This is a genomic window from Nostoc sp. C110 (genome assembly GCF_043099725.1).
Taxonomy (GTDB): domain Bacteria; phylum Cyanobacteriota; class Cyanobacteriia; order Cyanobacteriales; family Nostocaceae; genus Nostoc; species Nostoc muscorum_A.
In genome coordinates, this window is record NZ_CP171148.1 from 1573851 (window position 1) to 1593445 (window position 19595).

At 42.7% G+C, this 19595-nt stretch carries 17 protein-coding genes and 1 pseudogene; 11 read left to right on the plus strand and 7 right to left on the minus strand.

Going from position 1 to position 19595, the window contains the following annotated elements; translation table 11 throughout:
• Nucleotides 1-8 precede the first annotated feature (8 nt).
• The 6 genes from ACFFRD_RS12410 (at nucleotide 9) to ACFFRD_RS12435 (ending at nucleotide 6640) form a co-directional block, all read left to right on the plus strand.
• Nucleotides 9-830 carry an acyl-CoA desaturase gene (locus tag ACFFRD_RS12410; RefSeq protein WP_114084324.1) on the plus strand — a complete coding sequence of 274 codons (822 nt, stop codon included), beginning with the start codon at nucleotides 9-11 and terminating at the stop codon, nucleotides 828-830.
• A gap of 342 nt (nucleotides 831-1172) precedes the next feature.
• Nucleotides 1173-2225, plus strand: coding sequence for a fatty acid desaturase (locus tag ACFFRD_RS12415; protein WP_392481784.1), 1053 nt, complete (start codon nucleotides 1173-1175; stop codon nucleotides 2223-2225).
• Nucleotides 2226-2418: 193 nt separating this feature from the next.
• Nucleotides 2419-3498, plus strand: a complete 1080-nt coding sequence (locus tag ACFFRD_RS12420; RefSeq protein ID WP_179072861.1) for a fatty acid desaturase — start codon at nucleotides 2419-2421, stop codon at nucleotides 3496-3498.
• 561 nt (nucleotides 3499-4059) lie between these two features.
• Nucleotides 4060-4755, plus strand: a complete 696-nt coding sequence (locus tag ACFFRD_RS12425; RefSeq protein WP_392481785.1) for an NYN domain-containing protein — start codon at nucleotides 4060-4062, stop codon at nucleotides 4753-4755.
• 80 nt (nucleotides 4756-4835) lie between these two features.
• Entirely contained in the window at nucleotides 4836-5546 is a 711-nt protein-coding gene (locus tag ACFFRD_RS12430) for a response regulator (RefSeq protein WP_114084328.1), read from the plus strand.
• A 5-nt stretch (nucleotides 5547-5551) separates the two neighbouring features.
• Nucleotides 5552-6640: a sensor histidine kinase gene (locus ACFFRD_RS12435; RefSeq protein WP_392481786.1), complete on the plus strand. Its 1089-nt coding sequence runs from the start codon at nucleotides 5552-5554 to the stop codon at nucleotides 6638-6640.
• Between the two features lie 307 nt (nucleotides 6641-6947).
• On the opposite strand, the gene ACFFRD_RS12440 is transcribed toward ACFFRD_RS12435, so the two are convergent.
• Entirely contained in the window at nucleotides 6948-7298 is a 351-nt protein-coding gene (locus ACFFRD_RS12440) for an O-methyltransferase (RefSeq protein WP_392483056.1), read from the minus strand.
• Between the two features lie 1188 nt (nucleotides 7299-8486).
• Here ACFFRD_RS12440 and ACFFRD_RS12445 point away from each other — a divergent pair.
• Entirely contained in the window at nucleotides 8487-8681 is a 195-nt protein-coding gene (locus ACFFRD_RS12445) for a hypothetical protein (RefSeq protein ID WP_114084331.1), read from the plus strand.
• A 19-nt stretch (nucleotides 8682-8700) separates the two neighbouring features.
• Here the strand turns inward: ACFFRD_RS12445 and ACFFRD_RS12450 are convergent, their stop codons facing one another.
• The 3 genes from ACFFRD_RS12450 to ACFFRD_RS12460 all read right to left on the minus strand — a co-directional run bounded on the left by ACFFRD_RS12450 (nucleotide 8701) and on the right by ACFFRD_RS12460 (nucleotide 12565).
• Complete coding sequence (locus tag ACFFRD_RS12450) at nucleotides 8701-9399, minus strand: LapA family protein (RefSeq protein ID WP_179075495.1); 699 nt, start codon at nucleotides 9397-9399, stop codon at nucleotides 8701-8703.
• 173 nt (nucleotides 9400-9572) lie between these two features.
• The gene (locus ACFFRD_RS12455; RefSeq protein WP_163927497.1) at nucleotides 9573-10193 is read right to left on the minus strand and encodes a flavin prenyltransferase UbiX; all 621 of its coding nucleotides are present in this window, start codon (nucleotides 10191-10193) and stop codon (nucleotides 9573-9575) included.
• Nucleotides 10194-10210: 17 nt separating this feature from the next.
• Nucleotides 10211-12565: a ribonuclease R family protein gene (locus ACFFRD_RS12460; protein ID WP_392481787.1), complete on the minus strand. Its 2355-nt coding sequence runs from the start codon at nucleotides 12563-12565 to the stop codon at nucleotides 10211-10213.
• 916 nt (nucleotides 12566-13481) lie between these two features.
• Here ACFFRD_RS12460 and ACFFRD_RS12465 point away from each other — a divergent pair.
• Both ACFFRD_RS12465 and ACFFRD_RS12470 read left to right on the plus strand, forming a co-directional pair.
• A complete protein-coding gene (locus ACFFRD_RS12465) occupies nucleotides 13482-14366 on the plus strand; it encodes a hypothetical protein (protein ID WP_392481788.1) in 885 nt (294 codons plus the stop codon).
• Nucleotides 14367-14756: 390 nt separating this feature from the next.
• Nucleotides 14757-14981, plus strand: a pseudogene (locus ACFFRD_RS12470) (hypothetical protein); the annotation flags it as partial.
• Between the two features lie 120 nt (nucleotides 14982-15101).
• Here ACFFRD_RS12470 and clpP read toward each other — a convergent pair.
• The gene (gene clpP / locus ACFFRD_RS12475) at nucleotides 15102-15713 is read right to left on the minus strand and encodes an ATP-dependent Clp endopeptidase proteolytic subunit ClpP (RefSeq protein WP_114084336.1); all 612 of its coding nucleotides are present in this window, start codon (nucleotides 15711-15713) and stop codon (nucleotides 15102-15104) included.
• Between the two features lie 756 nt (nucleotides 15714-16469).
• Here clpP and ACFFRD_RS12480 point away from each other — a divergent pair.
• Both ACFFRD_RS12480 and ACFFRD_RS12485 read left to right on the plus strand, forming a co-directional pair.
• The gene (locus tag ACFFRD_RS12480; protein ID WP_167755982.1) at nucleotides 16470-16625 is read left to right on the plus strand and encodes a hypothetical protein; all 156 of its coding nucleotides are present in this window, start codon (nucleotides 16470-16472) and stop codon (nucleotides 16623-16625) included.
• Nucleotides 16626-16792: 167 nt separating this feature from the next.
• On the plus strand, nucleotides 16793-18850 hold the full coding sequence (locus tag ACFFRD_RS12485; RefSeq protein WP_392481789.1) for a thioredoxin domain-containing protein: 2058 nt from the start codon (nucleotides 16793-16795) through the stop codon (nucleotides 18848-18850).
• 53 nt (nucleotides 18851-18903) lie between these two features.
• Here ACFFRD_RS12485 and ACFFRD_RS12490 read toward each other — a convergent pair whose 3' ends face one another.
• Nucleotides 18904-19326 (minus strand): type II toxin-antitoxin system VapC family toxin, encoded by a 423-nt coding sequence (locus ACFFRD_RS12490; RefSeq protein ID WP_392481790.1) that lies wholly within the window; start codon nucleotides 19324-19326, stop codon nucleotides 18904-18906.
• A complete protein-coding gene (locus tag ACFFRD_RS12495; RefSeq protein ID WP_392481791.1) occupies nucleotides 19323-19547 on the minus strand; it encodes a hypothetical protein in 225 nt (74 codons plus the stop codon). The genes ACFFRD_RS12490 and ACFFRD_RS12495 overlap by 4 nt, the downstream gene beginning before the upstream one ends.
• Between the last annotated feature and the right edge of the window lie 48 nt (nucleotides 19548-19595).

Here is a 19595-nt window from a genome sequence, read left to right on the forward strand (position 1 = left end):
GTTATCGCATGACAATTGCTACCTCAACCAAACCTAAAATTAACTGGGTTAATACCCTGTTTTTCATTGGACTGCACATCGGCGCTTTATTTGCTTTTGTTCCTGGTAACTTTAGCTGGACAGCAGTTGGTGTGGGTTTCTTGCTGTACTGGGTGACTGGCGGTTTAGGCGTTACTCTAGGATTTCACCGCCTTGTGACCCACCGCAGTTTTCAAACTCCCAAGTGGCTAGAGTATCTCCTGGTTTTTTTCGGGACACTCTCCTGTCAAGGAGGCCCAATTGAGTGGATCGGGACACATCGAATTCATCATTTAAACTCTGATACTGACACCGATCCCCATGATTCTAATAAAGGCTTCTGGTGGAGCCACATGGGTTGGCTGACTCATTATTGTCCAGCTCACGCTGATGTTCCTCGCTTCACCAAAGATATTGCAGAAGACCCAGTTTATCAGTTTTTAGAAAAATATTTCATTTTGATTCAGGTTGCTCTAGGTGTATTACTTTTGCTCCTAGGTGGCTGGCCTTTCGTTATCTGGGGAATTTTTGTTCGCATTGTCTGGGTTTATCACTGCACTTGGTTGGTGAACAGCGCTACTCATAAGTTTGGCTATCAGAGCTATGATTCTGGTGATAAATCGACTAATTGCTGGTGGGTAGCCGTACTAGTTTTCGGTGAAGGCTGGCATAATAACCATCATGCCTTTCAATACTCAGCTCGTCATGGGCTGGAATGGTGGGAAATCGATTTAACCTGGATGACTGTTCAATTGCTACAGGCGGTTGGTCTGGCTACTAATGTAAAGTTGGCCCCAGCAAAAAGTAGTTAGGAGTAGAGACGCGATTAATCGCGTCTCTACAGGAGTTAGGAATTACGTTCAATGTGAATCAGGCTTGAGAATTTTTATTTTGCCGTCGATTTCTCAAACCCCGATTTTGGGTAGACACAGAAATCCTTATGCCACAAGAAGCATTTCTAATTCACATTCGGCGTAAGTTGAGAATCTAAACTCCTAACTCATCACTCCTAACTACTAACTTTTCAAAAGTCTATTTACGGGTGCGCTTGTGTCTGTTAGGTTGCTATAATCCGAAGCGCTAATGTGAAGAATTTTTGCGGCAAGTTACTTTTTTGTGACTTGGTGTAGGATCTTGTTGTTTTTCAGGTGTTCATGACTACATCAATAATTAACAGCCAAAAATTAAGTGACGAGCCAGGCAATTCCGACTTCCGGCTCAAAGATATTATCAAAACCCTGCCACGCGAATGTTTTCAGCAGAACCGTCGCAAAGCTTGGACACAAGTCATACTCAGTGTCTTGGCAGTTGCCTTGGGTTATTACAGCCTGATTATCACTCCTTGGTTTCTTTTGCCCCTAGCCTGGATTTTTACGGGCACTGCTTTAACAGGTTTTTTTGTAATTGGTCATGACTGTGGTCACAGGTCTTTTGCCAAACGTCGTTGGGTAAATGATTTGGTGGGGCATTTCTTCATGATGCCGTTAATTTACCCTTTTCACAGTTGGCGCATTAAGCATAATTATCACCATGCCCATACCAACAAGTTGGATGAGGACAACGCTTGGCATCCAATCAGACCAGAAGTGTTTGAAAATTGGGATACAACCAAGCAGTCTGCTTTTAAGCTGTTTATGCGTAAACGCCTCTGGTGGGTAGGTTCCATTGGACATTGGGCTGTTGTGCATTTTGATTGGCGAAACTTCAAAACTAAAGACCAATCCAGCATCAAGCTTTCTGTGGCTGTAGTAGTTGTGTTTGCTGCGATCGCTTTCCCGCTTCTGGTCGCCACAACTGGTATCTGGGGATTTGTCAAGTTCTGGCTAGTACCCTGGATGGTTTACCATTTTTGGATGAGTACTTTTACTATTGTTCACCATACTGCCGCAGATGTTCCTTTTGCGACAGCGAACAAGTGGAACGAAGCTTTAGCACAGTTATCTGGCACTATTCATTGCGATTATCCGCGTTGGGTAGAAATCCTGTGTCACGATATCAATGTTCATGTCCCTCATCATATTTCCACTGCTATTCCTTCTTATAATTTGCGGCTAGCTTACAGCAGCATCAAAGAAAATTGGGGGACTTATCTCCATGATGAGTGTCAGTTTTCTTGGCCTTTAATGAAGCAAATTACAGACGAGTGTCAACTGTACACAACTGACGTTGGTTATAAGACTTTCAACGAACATTATACAGAGCAATAAATAGCCCTGTGATTACACTCACGCTCTTGAACCAACGAGAGCGTTTATCATGCTGTGTTTTAATAAAATCTGGCAATTGTTTACTGAATAAAAAGATAAATTGCCAGAAATTATCCCTCTTGTATGTTAGCGATCGCTAGTATCGTGGGCATTCTAATCAAAGTTCTAATTTATATCCAATCAAAAGAATCCAGTGCCATCAAACATCATCACGTTCAACAGTCCTCTTGGCTCTGAAAAGTCTGAGGATACGACTAAATTACCTTTCACACTTGGGGATTTAAAAGCTGCAATTCCTGCTGAATGCTTTCAGCCCAATGTGACAAAATCACTTTTTTACTTCTTTCGTGACATCTTGATTATCGGTCTGCTTTATGCAGTTGCTTCTTACCTGGATTCTTGGCTTTTCTTTCCGATTTTCTGGCTAATGCAAGGAACAATGTTTTGGGCTTTGTTTGTAGTCGGTCATGACTGCGGACACCAATCTTTTTCTAAGCATAAATGGCTCAATGATTTGATTGGACATCTTTCTCACACACCAATACTTGTTCCTTATCATGGTTGGCGGATTAGCCACAGAACCCATCACAAAAATACTGGTAATATCGATAACGATGAAAGCTGGTATCCAGTAAGCGAATCACAATATAAGGAGATGCCTTTAGCACAAAAGATAGGCAGATATTATGTTTTTCTATTGGCCTATCCTGTGTATTTGTTTAAGCGTTCTCCTAATAAAGAAGGCTCCCACTTTTTGCCCGGTAGTTCACTTTTCAAGCCCTCGGAAAAATGGGATGTTATTACTAGCACTGTCCTTTTGATTGGGATGATAGGTTTACTGGGTTTCCTCACCTCCCAATGGGGTTGGATGTGGTTGCTGAAATATTACGCTGTCCCCTACCTTGTGTTTATAGTTTGGCTAGATTTAGTGACATTTTTGCACCACACTGAGCCCGAACTTCCTTGGTATCGTGGAGAAGATTGGACTTTCCTGAAAGGTGCAATTTCTAGTATTGACCGTGATTATGGTTTGGTTAATCATATTCATCACGATATCGGTACTCATGTTGCTCATCATATATTCCTTAACATCCCTCACTACAATTTGTTGAAGGCAACTGAGGCAATCAAACCAGTGATGGGTGAGTATTTCCACAAATCGGAAGAACCAATTTGGAAGTCATTATGGAATTCATGTATCAGCTGTCATTTTGTACCTGATACTGGTAGTCAGGTTTACTACACATCTAATAATAAGTTGGCTAAGGACTAAAACTCAAATTCCCGACTTCTTTAAAGAAGTCGGGAATCTTGTATTTCCATCAGCCTTTTCTGACTATTTAAGCTTGAACATCCCCTCATTTAGATAAAAATTGTCTTTTAAAGATTATCCAAATACCTTAAAAAACCTACCTTTTGAGGTGCAATCGCATATTACATTATTAGTCTGCCAGTATTTGAGCGTCCTGAGATTGCGATAACTTTCAACTTCTTGCTGTAAGGTTATTAAAACTCAGAGTTAAAATAAAAATAGATAGATGACGTTTGCGGATTCTTGCGCCTAACCTGGTAGTAAGATTTATTTTCTCCAAACTCTTGCTGTCTTGGTGGGTAAAGATTAACATATCTGTGGACAGAAGCAATATATTATCAAACCAACCCTAACAACACTGAAAAACCTTTGGATGTCTACTTTGAATCTGCTTTAGCACCATTTAACTTTATCTGTATGTACTGATTTAATACCATTACCTGCTAGGGTTATAAATTAGCACAGACTATACTATAGACAATTTACACAAAACTTTTTCCATCTTTAAAATCAGAGGTATCAATGATTATAACTAATTTTAGCAAACAAAGAAATGAATTTAAGGAACCTAAAGTACTCAAAACTAAACCACATTGGCAAGGGCAAAATTTGAGCGATACTACGGTCAAAAGTAAAGAGCCTAAAATACAAGATACTACATCTGATAGTTCAATTGTTAATAGCTTGAATCGTGGTCGAGTTGCTATTTTTATTGATGGCTTAAACCTATTTCATACAGCTTTACAACTCGGCATCGAAATTGATTACGTTAAATTGCTTTGTCATTTAACCAATGGTTCAAGACTGTTGCGGGCTTTCTTTTATACTGGAGTTGATATCAGCAATGAAAAGCAACAGGGTTTTTTATTGTGGATGCGTCGTAATGGCTATCGTGTAGTAGCTAAAGATATTATGCAACCAGCAGAGAATTTCAAAAAATCAAATCTGAACGTAGAAATTGCTGTAGATATGATAACTTTAGCTCCTTATTATGATACTGCGGTCTTAGTCAGTGGCGATGGAGACTTAGCTTATGCGGTGAACGCTGTCAGCAGAATGGGAGTTCGGGTGGAAGTGGTGAGTCTACAAACTACTACTAGTGAAAGCTTGATTGATGTTGCTGACTGCTTCATTGACCTCGATAGTATTAAAGCACACATTCAAAAAGATTCTAATCTTGGCTATAGTTATCGCACACCGTCAAATTCAAACCTTTAATCCACTCTGGCGGAAGTTTATCTATTTTGTAACAAGGGGATTTTACCCCTTGTCTGCTCTAAGTCTTGTGATTAATTGAAATGGATATTTTAATAGTTGAAGATGAGCCAGAAATTGCTCATTTAATCCAATTATCTTTAGAAAAAGAAGGATTTTTTTGTCGCATTAGCCGCGATGGGATAAATGCTTTACGAATGTTTCAGGAGCAACCACCTGATTTAATCATTCTAGATTTAATGATTCCTGGTTTGGATGGGTTGGAAGTTTGCGCCAGAATTCGCCAGAAACCGGGTACAAAAGATCCTTACATTTTGATGCTCACAGCTAAGGGTGAGGAAATCGATCGTGTGATTGGTCTATCTACTGGCGCTGATGATTACATGGTTAAACCCTTTAGCCCTAGAGAGTTGGTAGCTAGGGTGCGGGCATTATTGCGGCGTAGCCTCCGCCAAGGGGGACAAAATCAAGTCAATCGTACTCAACACTTTATCGTCGATGTAGACCAGCGCACTGCCAGCCGTCAGATGAATTCTCAGCAACCGGAAATTTTGGACTTAACTACCCTGGAATTTAACTTACTAACCACTTTTGTTAGCAATCCTGGTAGAGTTTGGAATCGCACTCAACTAATTGATAAACTTTGGGGAGATAACTTTTTCGGCGATGAGCGAGTGGTTGATACTCATGTAGCTAGGTTGCGAAAAAAGATTGAGCCTGATTCGGCAAGTCCTACTTTTATTAAAACTGTTGTTGGGGTGGGCTATAAATTTGAAGATCCTCCGGTAGCGTAAATGTTATGAAGATGGGGCTGAGAACGCGCCTATTTTTCTCCCACCTAGTAGTAATGATCGTGGGGGTAGCTAGTCTGGTGAGCATTAGCAAAATCTCTTCCCCCCGCTTATTTGTACTACATTTGGAACGATTAGAAAATCAGGGGTTTGACTTAATTGATGTTCGGACTGAATTGGTTACAGGGTTTGAACTTGCTTGGCGGCGAAGCACTATTTGGTCAGTTTTAGTCGGTACTACGGCAGCCGGAGGATTGAGTTACTGGGTGTCCAGACGAATTATGCAGCGCTTGACGGAGATGGAACAAATCACCCAGAAATTTGCTGCCGGTCAGATGGATGCAAGACTACCTATGTCTGATATTCCAGAACTGAATGGACTAGGTGCTAGTTTCAACCGAATGGCAGCCAGTTTAGAGGGGGTGGAAGCGCGGCGGCGAGAGGTAATTGGAGACATGACCCATGAACTAAGAACACCGTTAACGGTTGTGCGTGGTTACTTAGAAGAACTGGCTGATGGGGAAATTGAAGCGTCTCCTGAAATTTATCGGCGTTTAGCTAAAGAAACTAGGCGCTTAGAGCGCCTGGTAAACGATTTGCAAGAACTGTCTAAGGCAGAAGCTGGTTATTTGCCAATTAATATACAACGGGTAAATCTGCGTCCTTTGCTAGAGTCGTTAGTGGAGAAATTCACCGATCAATTGTTGGAAGATGGGCCAGTTCTGCTCTTACAATGTCCATCTGTGCTACCTCTTGTCTTGGCGGATATTGACCGCACAGAACAGGTGTTGGTTAATTTGCTTGGTAATGCGGTGCGTTACACTAACGAAGGTTCAATTACCATTCGTGTTGTGACTGAAGCTTCTCTTCTCTGGATTGCGGTTGTAGATACAGGTATTGGTATAGCTCCAGAAAATTTGCCTCATGTGTTTGAGCGTTTCTGGCGAGCCGACCAATCGCGCGATCGCCATTCGGGAGGTACTGGTATTGGTTTAACTATTTCCCGTCGTTTGATTGAACTACAAGGCGGTCAGATTCAGGTAGAAAGCGAGTTGGGAGTTGGCAGTACGTTTCGGTTTTTTCTGCCTTTGGCTTAAGTTGAGCCAAAACCCTTGACATACAAGGCATTGACACAAGGTAGTCACGGCTGTGTCATACCCAATTGCTAATTTGAAAGTATCTAACCAAAATCTTGTTTTTTTGATGGGTGTCGAGATTTTGGAATTGTGTGGAATATAACGTTAATTTGGCATTTGGGTAGAATTCTATATGTCTACTTTTTTTTTGGCTGCTTTTTTGGTTAGTTTACTAAGTGTTTCGGGTTACGCTGCGATCGCCTACCTGTTCCCTCAAAATCGTTCCCAAGACTGACCACATAACAATTTCTGGCTATTTTCTAGTTTACTATTGCGATCGCAAAGCCGTCGTATCCTTTGCTGCCCACGGTCTGGATTGCCGTAGGTTGACGCGTGGCTCAGAGGCAAGCAATTCGTTGAAGCGACGCACACCCTGAACGCTAGGATCGCTGCTGGTGGCATCAATTACTGCTCCGTTACGCACGACATTATCGGCAACGATCAGGCTACCGGGACGGGAAAGCTTGAGTGCCCATTTGAAGTAATCGGAATTGTTTGGCTTGTCGGCATCAATAAAGATCAGGTCAAATGGACTGTTACCCTCCGCAGCAATCTGGGGGAGCGTAGAGAGTGCTTGCCCAAGTCGCTTCTCTACGAGACGCTGCGCGAACGCTCCAATTAAAAATTAAAAATTATTAATTAAAAATTGCAAGACTCGACGCTCCTGCGTCGCTAACGCTTCGCTATCGTGGACTCGCTTGCCGCCGGCGCTATCAGTGGGGGCTTGTAACCCAAATTAACTATAGTCCATTGCTCTTGAATCATAGATCCTCACTTTTTACCCCATTTATAAAATCCTGCGCGGTCTTCTCCCAAAGAGAGAGGCTTTGCCAACGCGGAGCGTCTTTCCCATGAGCAACTGCCAAAGGATATAAATAAAGAAATTTTGGCGCAGTCTCACAAAGAAATAGTATCAATACCCGACTGGAGCAGACCCAATACGGTTCGGATAAGCATTTTTCACTTTCCTTGTGGTCTGGGTAAAGGGTAAAGGGTAAGGATTTATTCAAAACCTTTTCCCTTTCGCCTTTCCCCTTTAACAGAACCGTATTGGGAGCAGCCCCTAATCAGCCATTCATTAGCAGAGTATAGGAAAGAGAGGCTCCCTAATAGTGATTCTAATCAATTGCAATCCTTTATCTACAGCTTCCTGAAAGCAGTAGGGTTTTGCTTTAATCCCTAATATATATTTTTATCACTTGCAATTAGTAACACTTTTTACTTTAACTTTAATGATTTGAAAACCCGTTTTAATCCCTAAAGGGATTCTACTATGTTAGTTTTTAATCCTTAATTCTTTAAATGTTCTTTTATAACCACTTCTCTTTACTCTAAAGTCTACTTAATTAATGTATTGAAAGTAACTTCGCAATAGATTAACAATTTTTCAGTGAATTTACCATCAAGAATCAACGATAAATTTCTCAAAAATGTAGTAATTTTCCTGATGTAACCTGGTAATTGCCGTATATAGATCGCTTTCCTTAATGAAAAAATTAACATAGCTTGTTTGAAACTTTATCCAAACAATTTCTGTCTATCTAAATAATCCGAATTTTCACTCTGGTGCATAATTTTAAGTATACAGAATACTGTGTTTCTAATAGCACGGTATGGTTAGTCTAAAAATCTAGTTATAACAAGTCCTGCCCAATTAAATGTTTCTGAAAAAGGTGTAAATAATGACTAGTATTCTGCGATCGCCCAAAAAAGCTTTGTAAAGGAAGAAGTTTCGACACAAAAACTACTGCATATTTCACCCCAATAAGCCTGAATGAATAAATATAGGATGAATGAGGCGTCAACTATGAATCGAATTCGTGACGTTGTACAAAAAGCTTTAGCAACTGGCTATTTGACAGTGGAAGCTGAAAATCAACTACGACAACTGTTGACTACTCCGTATGACTTGGAAGATTTAAATGCTTTCATGGCTTTGCAAGAAGCTGCCATGACTGGTAAGGTCAAGCAGGAGTCTAGAGAGAGGTGTGGCATCAAGTAGAGACTTAGCCTACTATGTCTTACCGACGGGGGCGTTTATCATCATCCTCAAAATCCTCATCATCATCAAAAAATTCCCAATCATCGTCATCCGCTTGATTAGTTGTGGGTGGCTGATAAGGAGGGATGATTACTCGGTAATCGGCATCATAAACGGATTCAGTTTTTCCCACAGCCGTATTTTTTGGCTCACGGTAGCTGTAGGAGTAAACTGAACCAGACTGAGAACTGCTTTTGGCTTCTGATTGACGTTCGTAGATTTTCGAGTCTCTAGCAGGTTGAGCTTGAGGATTAGGTGTAGGCGCTTCCTCGGACTTTTCATCAAAGTTCCAATCATCATCTCTACTGCCATTTGTCTCCCAATCATCAAATTCATCACTAGTAGGCTCTTCTTTTTTACTAGCTGGTGGTGGAGGAGTGGCACGAGATGTAGATTCTTCTCTTGGGGTTGCCTTTGCACGAGGCGAAGTTGTGCTTCGGCGGTCAGGAGTTTGGCGTTGTCCTGCCCCAAAATAATTGGATAAGTTAAACAAGGTAGCAATCAATAAAGATGTGAAAGCACCTGTGGTAGTACTGAACAAAATCCATATCGCTAGTGGTAATGGTTGAGTTCGCACGCCCAAAAATACTAGCGATAGGACAGGCGACCAATTTTGAACTAACAACAGCGTTAGTCCTCCCAGTACCGCCACCAATAGAATTAAGCGAATTACAGCCATAGCAATTTTGTCAATTGTCAATTGTCAGTGGTTAGTTGTCAGTGGTCAGTGGTCAGTTATCAGTCTGATTACTCTTCACTAATTACTGTTCACTGACTACTGACACTATCAGCCATCTCTATCATTACCCTTTTAGGACTATTGTGAAATTTCCGATGAGTCCACTAGGGGCGTTAGCGACGACCTTCCCACCTTTGAATTGGGATGCAGTCAATATCTAGTTGATCTAAAGCACGGGCAACTACAAAATCAACTAAATCTTCGATGGTTTGGGGATTATGGTACCAGGCAGGAATAGCGGGGACAATTCTCACTCCAACTTCAGCTAAAGAGGTTAAGTTACGCAGGTGGATGAGGCTAAAAGGCGTTTCACGAGGGACAATAACCAGTTTTCGCCCTTCTTTGAGTTGGACATCTGCTGCCCGTTCTAGTAAATCAGAACTCAAGCCAACCGCTAGCTTTGCTACTGTACTCATGCTGCATGGAATAATTATCATCCCCAGAGTGGCAAAGGAACCACTGGCAATCCCGGCTCCAACATCACCCCAAGGATGGCAACGGAGTTTACCCGAAAGGGCAACTCCAGCTTGCTCCCGCCAAAATTGTTCTTGTTGAATTGGTTCTGGTGGCATCCGAATTTCCTGTTCTGACTGCCAAACCATGTAAGTAGATTTAGAGGCAACCAATTCAATACTATAATCCGCTTCTAGCAAAAATTTGATCGCGCGAACAGCGTAAATCAGACCAGATGCGCCCGATACGCCTAAAATGAGAGGTTTGGTGTTATTTGACACGTGAAGTTTGGTGGATTTTACTCGTCTTCAGAGTAAGGATCTAGGTCATCAGGCTCTATATCATTTGGTAAATACAGGTCTGAAAGCTCCTCATTGGAACCATTACCAGTTAGCCCTTTAGCTAGGCCATCGCTGCCAACAGTTACCAAATCAATTTGTTGACGGTAGTAATCGACACTCTTAACTTGGACGGCGACGCGATCGCCTAATCGATAAGAAGCGCGATTTTTGCGACCAAACAGTGCCTGTTGTCTAGCGCGATATTCATACCAATCGTCTTTGAGAGAACTGACGTGTACCAATCCCTCTACCCGCAAAGGCACACCAGGATTACTGCTGGATTCTACCTCGGCTGCTGGTACTTCAATTTCCACAAAGAAACCGTAGGATTGAACGCCGGTAATCACGCCTTGAAATACCTGGCCGATGCGTTGCTTCATCAGTTGGGCTTTTTGCAGTCCGGCTAAATCAGCTTCAGCTTCTTGGACTTCTTTTTCTCGGTCGTTGATTTGGACAATTACCCTAGTTAAATCGCTTTGGAGTTCTTGTTGCAATTCTGGGGGTAAAACGTTCCAGTTAATTTCCTCGTGGCTGGAGGAGTGGCGCAGGTTAACGCGTTCTCTGACACGGGTATTGCGGCGATCGCGTCCGTTTTCAAGTAGCGCGTAATACACTCTTTGCATCAGCAAATCTGGGAAACGCCGCAAGGGAGCGCTAAAGTGGACATATTGCGGTAGTGCCAGACCAAAGTGAGATCCTTTGGTGGTGCTGTACGCAGAAGGCTTAAGTGTATCTTGTAATAAGTAAGTAAGAACTTGCTCAGAGGGAGATTCAGCAAAAGCTGTAGTCAAATGTTGGTAATCTAAGGGTTGGATATCGACTTCTGGATCTAGTGTGAGGTCAACGCCTAAATTGACTGCCAATTTCAGCATTTCCTGGACATCTTCAACATCAGGAGTACCTTGGACTCGCCAGATAGCCGGAACACCAAGAGCATTTAAGTGAGTTGCGAACAGTTGATTAACTAACAGTACCAACTCCGTGAGTAGCGATCGCACTGGTAAATCATTCACCACCACAGCACCGAGAATCCCCTCGTCATAGTAGGCGTTTTGGCTGGGCGGTAGATTCAACTGGAGGCTACCACGATTCAACCGTACCTGTTTCACGCCTGTTTGTAAGGCTTGGAGGTCTTGCAGTATTTGGACGACCTGTGGGGATTGAACTTGAGATTCACCTGTAAGAATTGCTTGAGCTTGTTCTGTAGTCAGTGCAGTCTCTACGTTGATGACGCTGGGTTGAATTTCCCACTCCAACACTTCTCCAGATTGGGGATCAATGGTAATTAAAAAAGAGATAGTTAAGCGATCGCTCCCAGGTATTAAAGAACAGCGTTCTGCCACAACTGGGGGCAAAATTGGCAGTACTAATTCTCCCAGATACACTGATTTCCCGCGTTTGAGTGCTTCTCTATCTAGGGCTTCATCAGGTTGGACATAGTGAGAAACATCAGTGATATGAACGCCCAAAAGCCAATTTCCGGCTAAGTTTTTTTCTAAACTAAAAGCGTTTTCTATAACTTTGGTGTCACCATTTACCCCTTCAATGGTGAGAGTAAACAAATTACGCAAATCCAAGCGATTTTTTAGGTCTGCTTTGAGTAGCTTTTTGGGTAACTTGGCGGCTGCTTCGAGAACATGATCCGGAAAAGTCCGGGAAAGGTCGTGTTTGCACGTAACTAAATCTATATCAGCAGCAGCTTCGGCATCGCTACCGAGGATTTGCACCACTCGACCAAGGGGAGGATATTGTGCCAACGGGTAACGCAAAACTTCCACATGAACAAGGTGGTCGATCGCTTCTTCCAACTTTACCTCGTTAGGTTGGATCTTGAGTTCAAACAGCAATCGATCATCCAAAGGCACAGCCCTAAAACCAGTTTCCACCTGCTTAATTCGTGCCAGTAACGTGTGGTTGGAACGTTCTAGAATCAGCTTCACTTCCCCTTCAGGAGAGCGACGGCGGCTGCCTTCTTTGAGAACTCTAACCAAAACGCGATCGCCATTCCAAGCATTACTCAAATGACTTTCGCGGATGTAAATATCTTCGGCTCCTTCCACATCTTGAATAGCAAAGCAAAAGCCCTTACTAGAACAACGGAGTTTTGCCTCGATTATTCCTTCTTCTGAAACACGACGGTATTTGCCCCGTTCTTTGACCAAAATACCGATTTTTTCAAGAACATCTAAAGCAATGTGAAGTTTTTGTAAACTTTTTTCATCTTCACAGCCAAGTTTCTTTTCTAAAACCTTCCGAGCTACCAATTTATCATCGGTGAAATTGGCAAGGAGTGTAGCGATTGAAAATTCCATGCAGTGAACCGACCTTTGGTCAAAACATCATTTTTTGTTTAATCTGGTTCATTCCTGTATACCCTCACGGCTTACAGAAACAAGCTGGAAACGAATTGCCCAGAGGCAAGGCTTCCTAAGTTCTAAGGAAAGGAAACCCAACCCAGTAAGAGTGGGAAACTACTCCGGCAGTTCCGAGCAAAGGAAGCCTACCCACGGACAACTCTGGGCATCTACGAACTTCTCACTGCACGATGCTCTCAGAATTCGCCTGCGTTCAAGTCACTTCACCTAACCAAACTTAAGATTGCACGCCTGATTTTACAATTTAGCCCCGCTAGTGAATTACGCGACGGGTTTTTGAGAAGTTGGGTTTATAGAATCCATACTGCTCAAAAGCGCTATGCAGGGGAGCCACTGCGGTGAGGCAGCCCCCGTCTTAGCGCAGCCTTAGCGAGGTACGAGCATCTGGGGAACTGCCGAACCCCAAGTGGAGCAAGTGGCGTGGAAACTACAGGTGTTTGATTGTCTAGAGTGAAGGTAATTTTACGCCATTAGAATCTGATTTTTAACTAGGAGGAACTGCCGGTGAACCCAATTTTCCCACATGTAGAATCGGTAACAATTAGGTGAGCAGCTTAATAAGCAGTGAGGGCGAACCTTATCTCCATTATTGTAGATTTAGAGCGCACTTCCAGAAAATAGTTCTAGATATCTAGTTGGGTAATCAGTATAGCATTGCAGGCAAGACTACCCAGATAAGTTAGCACTAGCCAAAAATTTCGTCAAAAAACAGCTACTGCTACAATTGGGACACTAGACAAAGTATTAAAAGGGACTGGGGATTGGGTATTAGGGATGAGGATTAAAATAATTCTTTCCCCTATCCCAGTCTCCAATCCCAAGTCCCCAAAAGATTTAGATTGGTAGTAGTATTATGTTGGCTCAATTCCAGAGCTTGTATCCCAAGGGCAGTCTGATTTCTGAATTAGTGCAAATTTTTCAAGGAAAATATATTGTCCGGGCAAGTGTGCAAGTTGAAGGCGTAACCCGTGCGACGGGTATGGCAGCAGCAGAAACAGTAGAAGCAGCAGAAGACCAGGCCAGAACTAGGGCGTTGATAGTTTTGGGTATTACAAATGCGCCACCACAATCAGTGGAATTTAGCTCAAATTCAATTTCTCCAGCGCAGCTAAATCCCTCCTTGAATACCAAAGGTGGATTGAGTGAATCTACTTATTCTTCTACGAAAGCTGGGGATTTTGTAAGTAGTCAATGGCCAGAGGTTAGCGATAAAGAAATATCTATACCGCCTTCCAAAGTCCGCAACATCAAACCAGAAGTAGTAACAACTACTAACGAACAGTACGAATACAGTAGTGCTGCGCCTTTACCAAGCGATAACTATAGCCAAGATTTAAGTCAAAACTTTCCTGTGACTAGCAACCAGGAGCTAGAATTTGATCCTCCAGTTGAAAACTTGGAAATAACGTTTAGTAACGAGCCAGAAAACCAAACCTTTCCAGCAATTTCTGCTAATAATGTCACACCATTTACACCTCGGAGTTACAGCCCTCAAGAGGATGTCCTTACCCCGTCAGTGACAGGAAAGAGAAAGAAGAAAGCTGAACCCGTGGATTTATCGGATGTGATTGCAAAAACAGATGTCGAACTTCAGCGTTTAAACTGGACACCAGAACAGGGACGGGAGCATCTGATTAAAACCTATGGTAAACGGGGGCGTACTTTGCTAACTGAAGAAGAATTACACGGATTCCTCAAATACCTCCAATCACAGCCTGACCCAATAGCGGGATTTTAATTTGTCATTTGTCATTAGTCATTTGTCATTTGTCCTTAACAATCACAAATGACAAATGATGCAGGCTGTTAAAACAGTGACGAAGTTATGGAACCTGTAAATTTTGCTAAAGTAATTGCTCAAACAGATGTTGAGATGCAGCGATTAGGCTGGACAATAGACCAGGGACGAGAGCATCTCAAAAAAACTTATGGTAAGCGATCGCGTACTTTACTCACAGAAGTAGAATTACTAGAATTCCTTCAATATCTTGAATCTCAACCGTTAGATGAAGTTGTGACCGCCAAAATTGATGTTGACACCGAACAGTTATGTTGGACACAACAGCAGGGGGAAATTAATGCTGAAATCGAACAATTATGTTGGATGAAAGAGGATGTAGTCACTCTGACAGGAACAGGAAAGAGAAAAAAGAAAGCTGAACCTGTGGATTTGTCGGATGTAATTGCAAAAACAGATGTCGAACTTCAGCGTTTAAACTGGACACCAGAACAGGGACGGGAGCATCTGATTAAAACCTACGGTAAACGGGGACGTACTTTGCTAACTGAAGAAGAATTACACGGATTTCTCAAATACCTGCAATTTCAGCCAGACCCAAGCGCAGGATTTTGATTTGCCACTTCTAAATCAAGCTTTGAACTCAAATAACCCCTCTTCGTAACTGAAGAGGGGTTATTTTTGTAGGTTTAAGGGAATTAAAGGTGGTAAATCATCATTTACCAATCGTGACTATTAATTCACAGCAGCAACAGCTGGACGGCTACCAGCAGCGTGACGGTCAATCACTTGGTCAATCAAACCGTATTCCCTAGCTTCCTCTGGTGACATGAAGAAGTCACGTTCAGTATCTTCAGCAATGCGCTCAATTGGTTGACCTGTATGTTCAGCTAAATAGTCATTTAGCCGCTTCTTATGGTACAAAATTTCCCGCGCCTGAATTTCAATATCAGTCGCCTGTCCTTGAGCGCCACCAAGAGGTTGATGAATCATAATCCGAGAATGGGGTAAACTCATCCGCTTACCCTTAGCACCCGCGCTGAGGAGGAAAGCGCCCATACTCGCCGCCAATCCGGTACAAATTGTACAGACATCAGGGCGAATATGTTTCATAGTGTCAAAAATGCCCATACCAGCCGTCACCGAACCACCGGGAGAATTGATGTACATATAAATGTCCTTCTCCGGGTCTTCAGCATCCAAATACAGCAGTTGGGCAACAATCAAGTTAGCAATGTTGTTGTCAACTTGTTGTCCCAAAAAGATGATGCGCTCACGTAACAGCCGTGAGTAGATGTCAAAGGCGCGTTCACCTCGACCCGATTGTTCAATAACGATAGGAATCATGGAAGCGTGTTTGTGGCTACTTTAAATACATTTTATCGGTGACAGCACGAAACTGGGGTTTATCTCTACTGTTCTCAAGCAGATAACTTAAATTTTGATTTTCAAGTTAGGAGGCAAGAGGAAAACTGCCCGACGCTCGCAGACTCGCTCTAAGTGTACTCCTACGGAGAAGCGAGCTACGCGTAGCGTCTCTAAGAGTTGCTATGCCGCAGGCTTTACACTGCGCTATCTGTTTTCTGTCCCAACCAGGGAAAGGTTTTAAGACAAGAACACTGTTGCGTCAACTTCCCGCAGGGTACGAAACTTCAGTGGTTTCAATTCATCCGGGGTCGAATCCTATAAATGAATTGCTTCTGTTGCCTGCTTCAACATTTTCCCTTGCTCCCTGCCCTTTGCCCCCTGCTCCCTGCTCCCTTGCCTCTTTTTCAACCTCTAAGGGCACTTTTTAGCCGCAAAAGCTGTCTAAGAGAATATCCCATGTAGGGAAGAACAAATCAAAAAACTCTAATTATCGCCAATTTCATAATCTCGACCTTTGTTAGATAACTTTGGCGATGTAGTCATTAAACCGATAACCGAAATCCAACTTGCTTAGGGACTTGTGTTAAATTTCTGTAACATTTTAAACATTTTTTTAGGATTTCCCTCAGCAATTATCAAGTTATTTTTGTTAGATTCGGTAAATCGATAGTACGAGGTGTATTCAGAATAACCAGTCCTAATTGAAATGCTATCCCCCTCAGAGAGAGACGTGCCATGCTGGAAAAACTTATACAAGCCGCCATCATCACCTTCTTGCTCCACCTGATAGCAGGACTTAGCCCAAATACTTTAATTCAGTCAAAGACAGCATCACCTGTGCCAGAAACACCACCAAATATTGTCAGCTTGCTATTGCGATCTTTTCAGTAAAAATAGTTCACAAATTACACAGGTGTCGGCGATATCAATGATGTGTACTACTCCTAACCAAGGCGTAAGTCGCTTGTAGGATTATCTTGCATATACATAGCTGTCTAGGTTAACACTCTTGGGAACAGGGTAGACTGAGCAAAGAAGGCAACTATTTGCATTTGATCATGACTAATCGCCTTGCTGAAGCTAAGAGCCTCTATCTCCGCAAACACGCCGAAAACCCCATTGATTGGTGGCCTTGGTGTGACGAAGCGCTTGCAACTGCAAGGGCGCAAAATAAACCGATTTTTCTCTCCATTGGCTACTCTAGTTGCCACTGGTGTACTGTGATGGAAGGCGAAGCTTTTTCTGATAGTGCGATCGCTGACTACATGAATGCCAATTATCTTCCCATCAAAGTAGACAGGGAAGAAAGACCTGACCTCGATAGCATCTATATGCAGGCTTTGCAGATGATGAGCGGTCAAGGGGGTTGGCCTTTGAATATTTTTCTTTCCCCAGAAGATTTAGTACCGTTTTATGCTGGTACTTATTTCCCTGTAGACCCGCGCTATGGTCGTCCGGGATTTTTGCAGGTGTTGCAAGCCCTTCGCCGTTATTACGACACCGAAAAAGCAGAATTACAGAAACGCAAAGCCTTAATTATTGAGTCTCTGCTCACGTCTGCGGTATTGCAGGACAGTACAACAACTGAGCTTGAAGACCGCGAATTACTCCGCCAAGGTTGGGAAACCAGCACAGGTGTAATTACTCCTGGTCAATCTGGTAATAGCTTTCCGATGATTCCCTATACAGAATTAGCATTGCGGGGAACTCGATTTAATTTTGAATCTCGTTATGATGGCAAGCAAGTTTGTACCCAGCGAGGAATAGACTTAGCGCTGGGAGGCATTTATGACCATGTAGGTGGTGGTTTTCATCGCTATACTGTTGACCCAACTTGGACAGTACCGCATTTTGAAAAGATGCTCTACGACAATGGACAGATTGTGGAGTATCTAGGAAATTTATGGAGTGCAGGAGTCCAAGAACCAGCGTTTGAGACAGCAGTTGCTGGTACTGTACAATGGCTGAAGCGGGAAATGACCGCACCGGAAGGTTACTTCTATGCGTCTCAAGATGCCGACAGCTTCACCCAAGCCACGGCGGTAGAACCAGAAGAAGGAGCTTTTTATGTTTGGAGTTACAGCGAAGTTAAAGAACTGTTAACGCCTGAAGAATTAACGGAATTACAACAACAATTTACTTTCACCCCTAACGGCAACTTTGAAGGACGTAATGTTTTACAAAGAAGGAATTCTGGCAAACTGAGTGCAACGCTAGAAACCTCACTGAGTAAGCTGTTTATTGTTCGCTATGGCGTTAGTTCTGAGTCGCTAGAAACTTTTCCCCCGGCTCGTAACAACCAAGAAGCAAAAACCACTAATTGGCCAGGTCGCATTCCCTCGGTGACAGATACAAAGATGATTGTCGCCTGGAATAGTTTGATGATTTCTGGGCTAGCTAAGGCTGCTGGCGTTTTCCAACAACCATCATATTTGGAATTAGCAGCACGAGCGGCGAATTTTATCTTGGAAAATCAGTTTGTAGATGGGCGTTTTCAGCGACTCAACTATCAAGGCGAACCAACCGTTTTAGCTCAATCTGAAGATTACGCTTTGTTTATTAAAGCTCTGCTAGATTTACAAGCTTGCAACCCTGAGCATAAGCAATGGTTAGAAAATGCGATCGCTATCCAAGATGAATTTAACGAATTTCTCTGGAGCGTAGAATTAGGGGGTCACTATAACACATCAAGCGATTCTAGTCAAGATTTAATTGTCAGAGAACGCAGTTACGTAGATAATGCTACACCATCAGCCAATGGAATTGCGATCGCTAATCTTGTCCGTCTCGCTTTACTCACCGATAATCTAGATTATTTAGATTTAGCCGAACTTGGTTTGAAAGCTTTTAAGAGTGTAATGCATCGCTCTCCCCAAGCTTGTCCCAGCTTATTTACAGCCTTGGATTGGTATCGTAATTCTACCTTGATTCGCAGCACCACAGAGCAAATAAACTCGCTGATCCCCAAGTTTTTACCAGCATCTGTGTTTGCAATAACATCTGATTTACCAGAGGGAAGCGTTGGGTTAGTTTGCCAAGGTTTGAAGTGTCTTGCACCAGCAGAAAATGTAGAGCATTTATTGCAGCAAGTAGAGAAAAGTCAGGTGAGGGCGTGAAATAGTTATATTTCTCCGAACTAGAATATTACTGATCCAGTATAGTGATGAGCCTAAATAGACCAAGGATTAAGAATTACAACCCCTGTCCCAGTAAAATCTTTTTCGTTACGAGTCACAAGTGATAAAGAGTTATGAATTGCGATTGCTGCAATAAGAGAATCCATGACAGGTAGAGTTCGCCCATTCTGTTCTAGTTTCCCGACTAAATTTCCCCACAACACCATTGTTGAGACATCTATACTCAAGATTCTTTGTTGAAAGCGATTGGGTAAAGTTTCATTCAGCCAAGTTGTTAGAGATTCTTTGCGCTTAGATGCAGTAATTTTGCTGATGCCTTTAGCGATTTCGCCAATTGTAATGACGCTGAGGTAAAGTGTTTCTGGCACTTGGGTATCTAGCCAATCTAAAACTTGTTGATTTGGTTGTTTGGCAACAAGTTCGGAAATCAAGCAGGTATCAAGGAGATAAGTCATGGGGTGAAGGCATCACGGGGGAGGCTGCGATCTCGACTAAAGTCGAGTTCTTCGGTGAGTTCAGCCAGGGGTGATTGACGGAAAAACTCTGAAAGTTTGCTTGGTTGATCTGGGTGGGTGTTGTTGTGTGTGGTCAGGCTTTGGGCAAGGAGTTGGATGATGTAAAGTTTATCGTTGGGGGAAAGCTGAAGGAGTTGTTGTTCGAGTTCTTGGATAGCCATGATGGGGTTTAAGTAGAAGATAAATTTATTCTACTTTCAGCGTCAGGA

What these genes read in the sequence shown, in the direction of transcription:
- ACFFRD_RS12425 (WP_392481785.1), top strand. Translation starts at nt 4,060, where the DNA reads ATGATTATAACTAATTTTAGCAAACAAAGAAATGAATTTAAGGAACCT.
- ACFFRD_RS12430 (WP_114084328.1), top strand. Translation starts at nt 4,836, where the DNA reads ATGGATATTTTAATAGTTGAAGATGAGCCAGAAATTGCTCATTTAATC.
- ACFFRD_RS12480 (WP_167755982.1), top strand. Translation starts at nt 16,470, where the DNA reads ATGCTGGAAAAACTTATACAAGCCGCCATCATCACCTTCTTGCTCCAC.
- ACFFRD_RS12410 (WP_114084324.1), top strand. Translation starts at nt 9, where the DNA reads ATGACAATTGCTACCTCAACCAAACCTAAAATTAACTGGGTTAATACC.
- ACFFRD_RS12465 (WP_392481788.1), top strand. Translation starts at nt 13,482, where the DNA reads ATGTTGGCTCAATTCCAGAGCTTGTATCCCAAGGGCAGTCTGATTTCT.
- ACFFRD_RS12435 (WP_392481786.1), top strand. Translation starts at nt 5,552, where the DNA reads ATGAAGATGGGGCTGAGAACGCGCCTATTTTTCTCCCACCTAGTAGTA.
- ACFFRD_RS12460 (WP_392481787.1), bottom strand. Translation starts at nt 12,565, where the DNA reads ATGGAATTTTCAATCGCTACACTCCTTGCCAATTTCACCGATGATAAA.
- clpP (WP_114084336.1), bottom strand. Translation starts at nt 15,713, where the DNA reads ATGATTCCTATCGTTATTGAACAATCGGGTCGAGGTGAACGCGCCTTT.
- ACFFRD_RS12495 (WP_392481791.1), bottom strand. Translation starts at nt 19,547, where the DNA reads ATGGCTATCCAAGAACTCGAACAACAACTCCTTCAGCTTTCCCCCAAC.
- ACFFRD_RS12450 (WP_179075495.1), bottom strand. Translation starts at nt 9,399, where the DNA reads ATGGCTGTAATTCGCTTAATTCTATTGGTGGCGGTACTGGGAGGACTA.
- ACFFRD_RS12445 (WP_114084331.1), top strand. Translation starts at nt 8,487, where the DNA reads ATGAATCGAATTCGTGACGTTGTACAAAAAGCTTTAGCAACTGGCTAT.
- ACFFRD_RS12485 (WP_392481789.1), top strand. Translation starts at nt 16,793, where the DNA reads ATGACTAATCGCCTTGCTGAAGCTAAGAGCCTCTATCTCCGCAAACAC.
- ACFFRD_RS12490 (WP_392481790.1), bottom strand. Translation starts at nt 19,326, where the DNA reads ATGACTTATCTCCTTGATACCTGCTTGATTTCCGAACTTGTTGCCAAA.
- ACFFRD_RS12415 (WP_392481784.1), top strand. Translation starts at nt 1,173, where the DNA reads ATGACTACATCAATAATTAACAGCCAAAAATTAAGTGACGAGCCAGGC.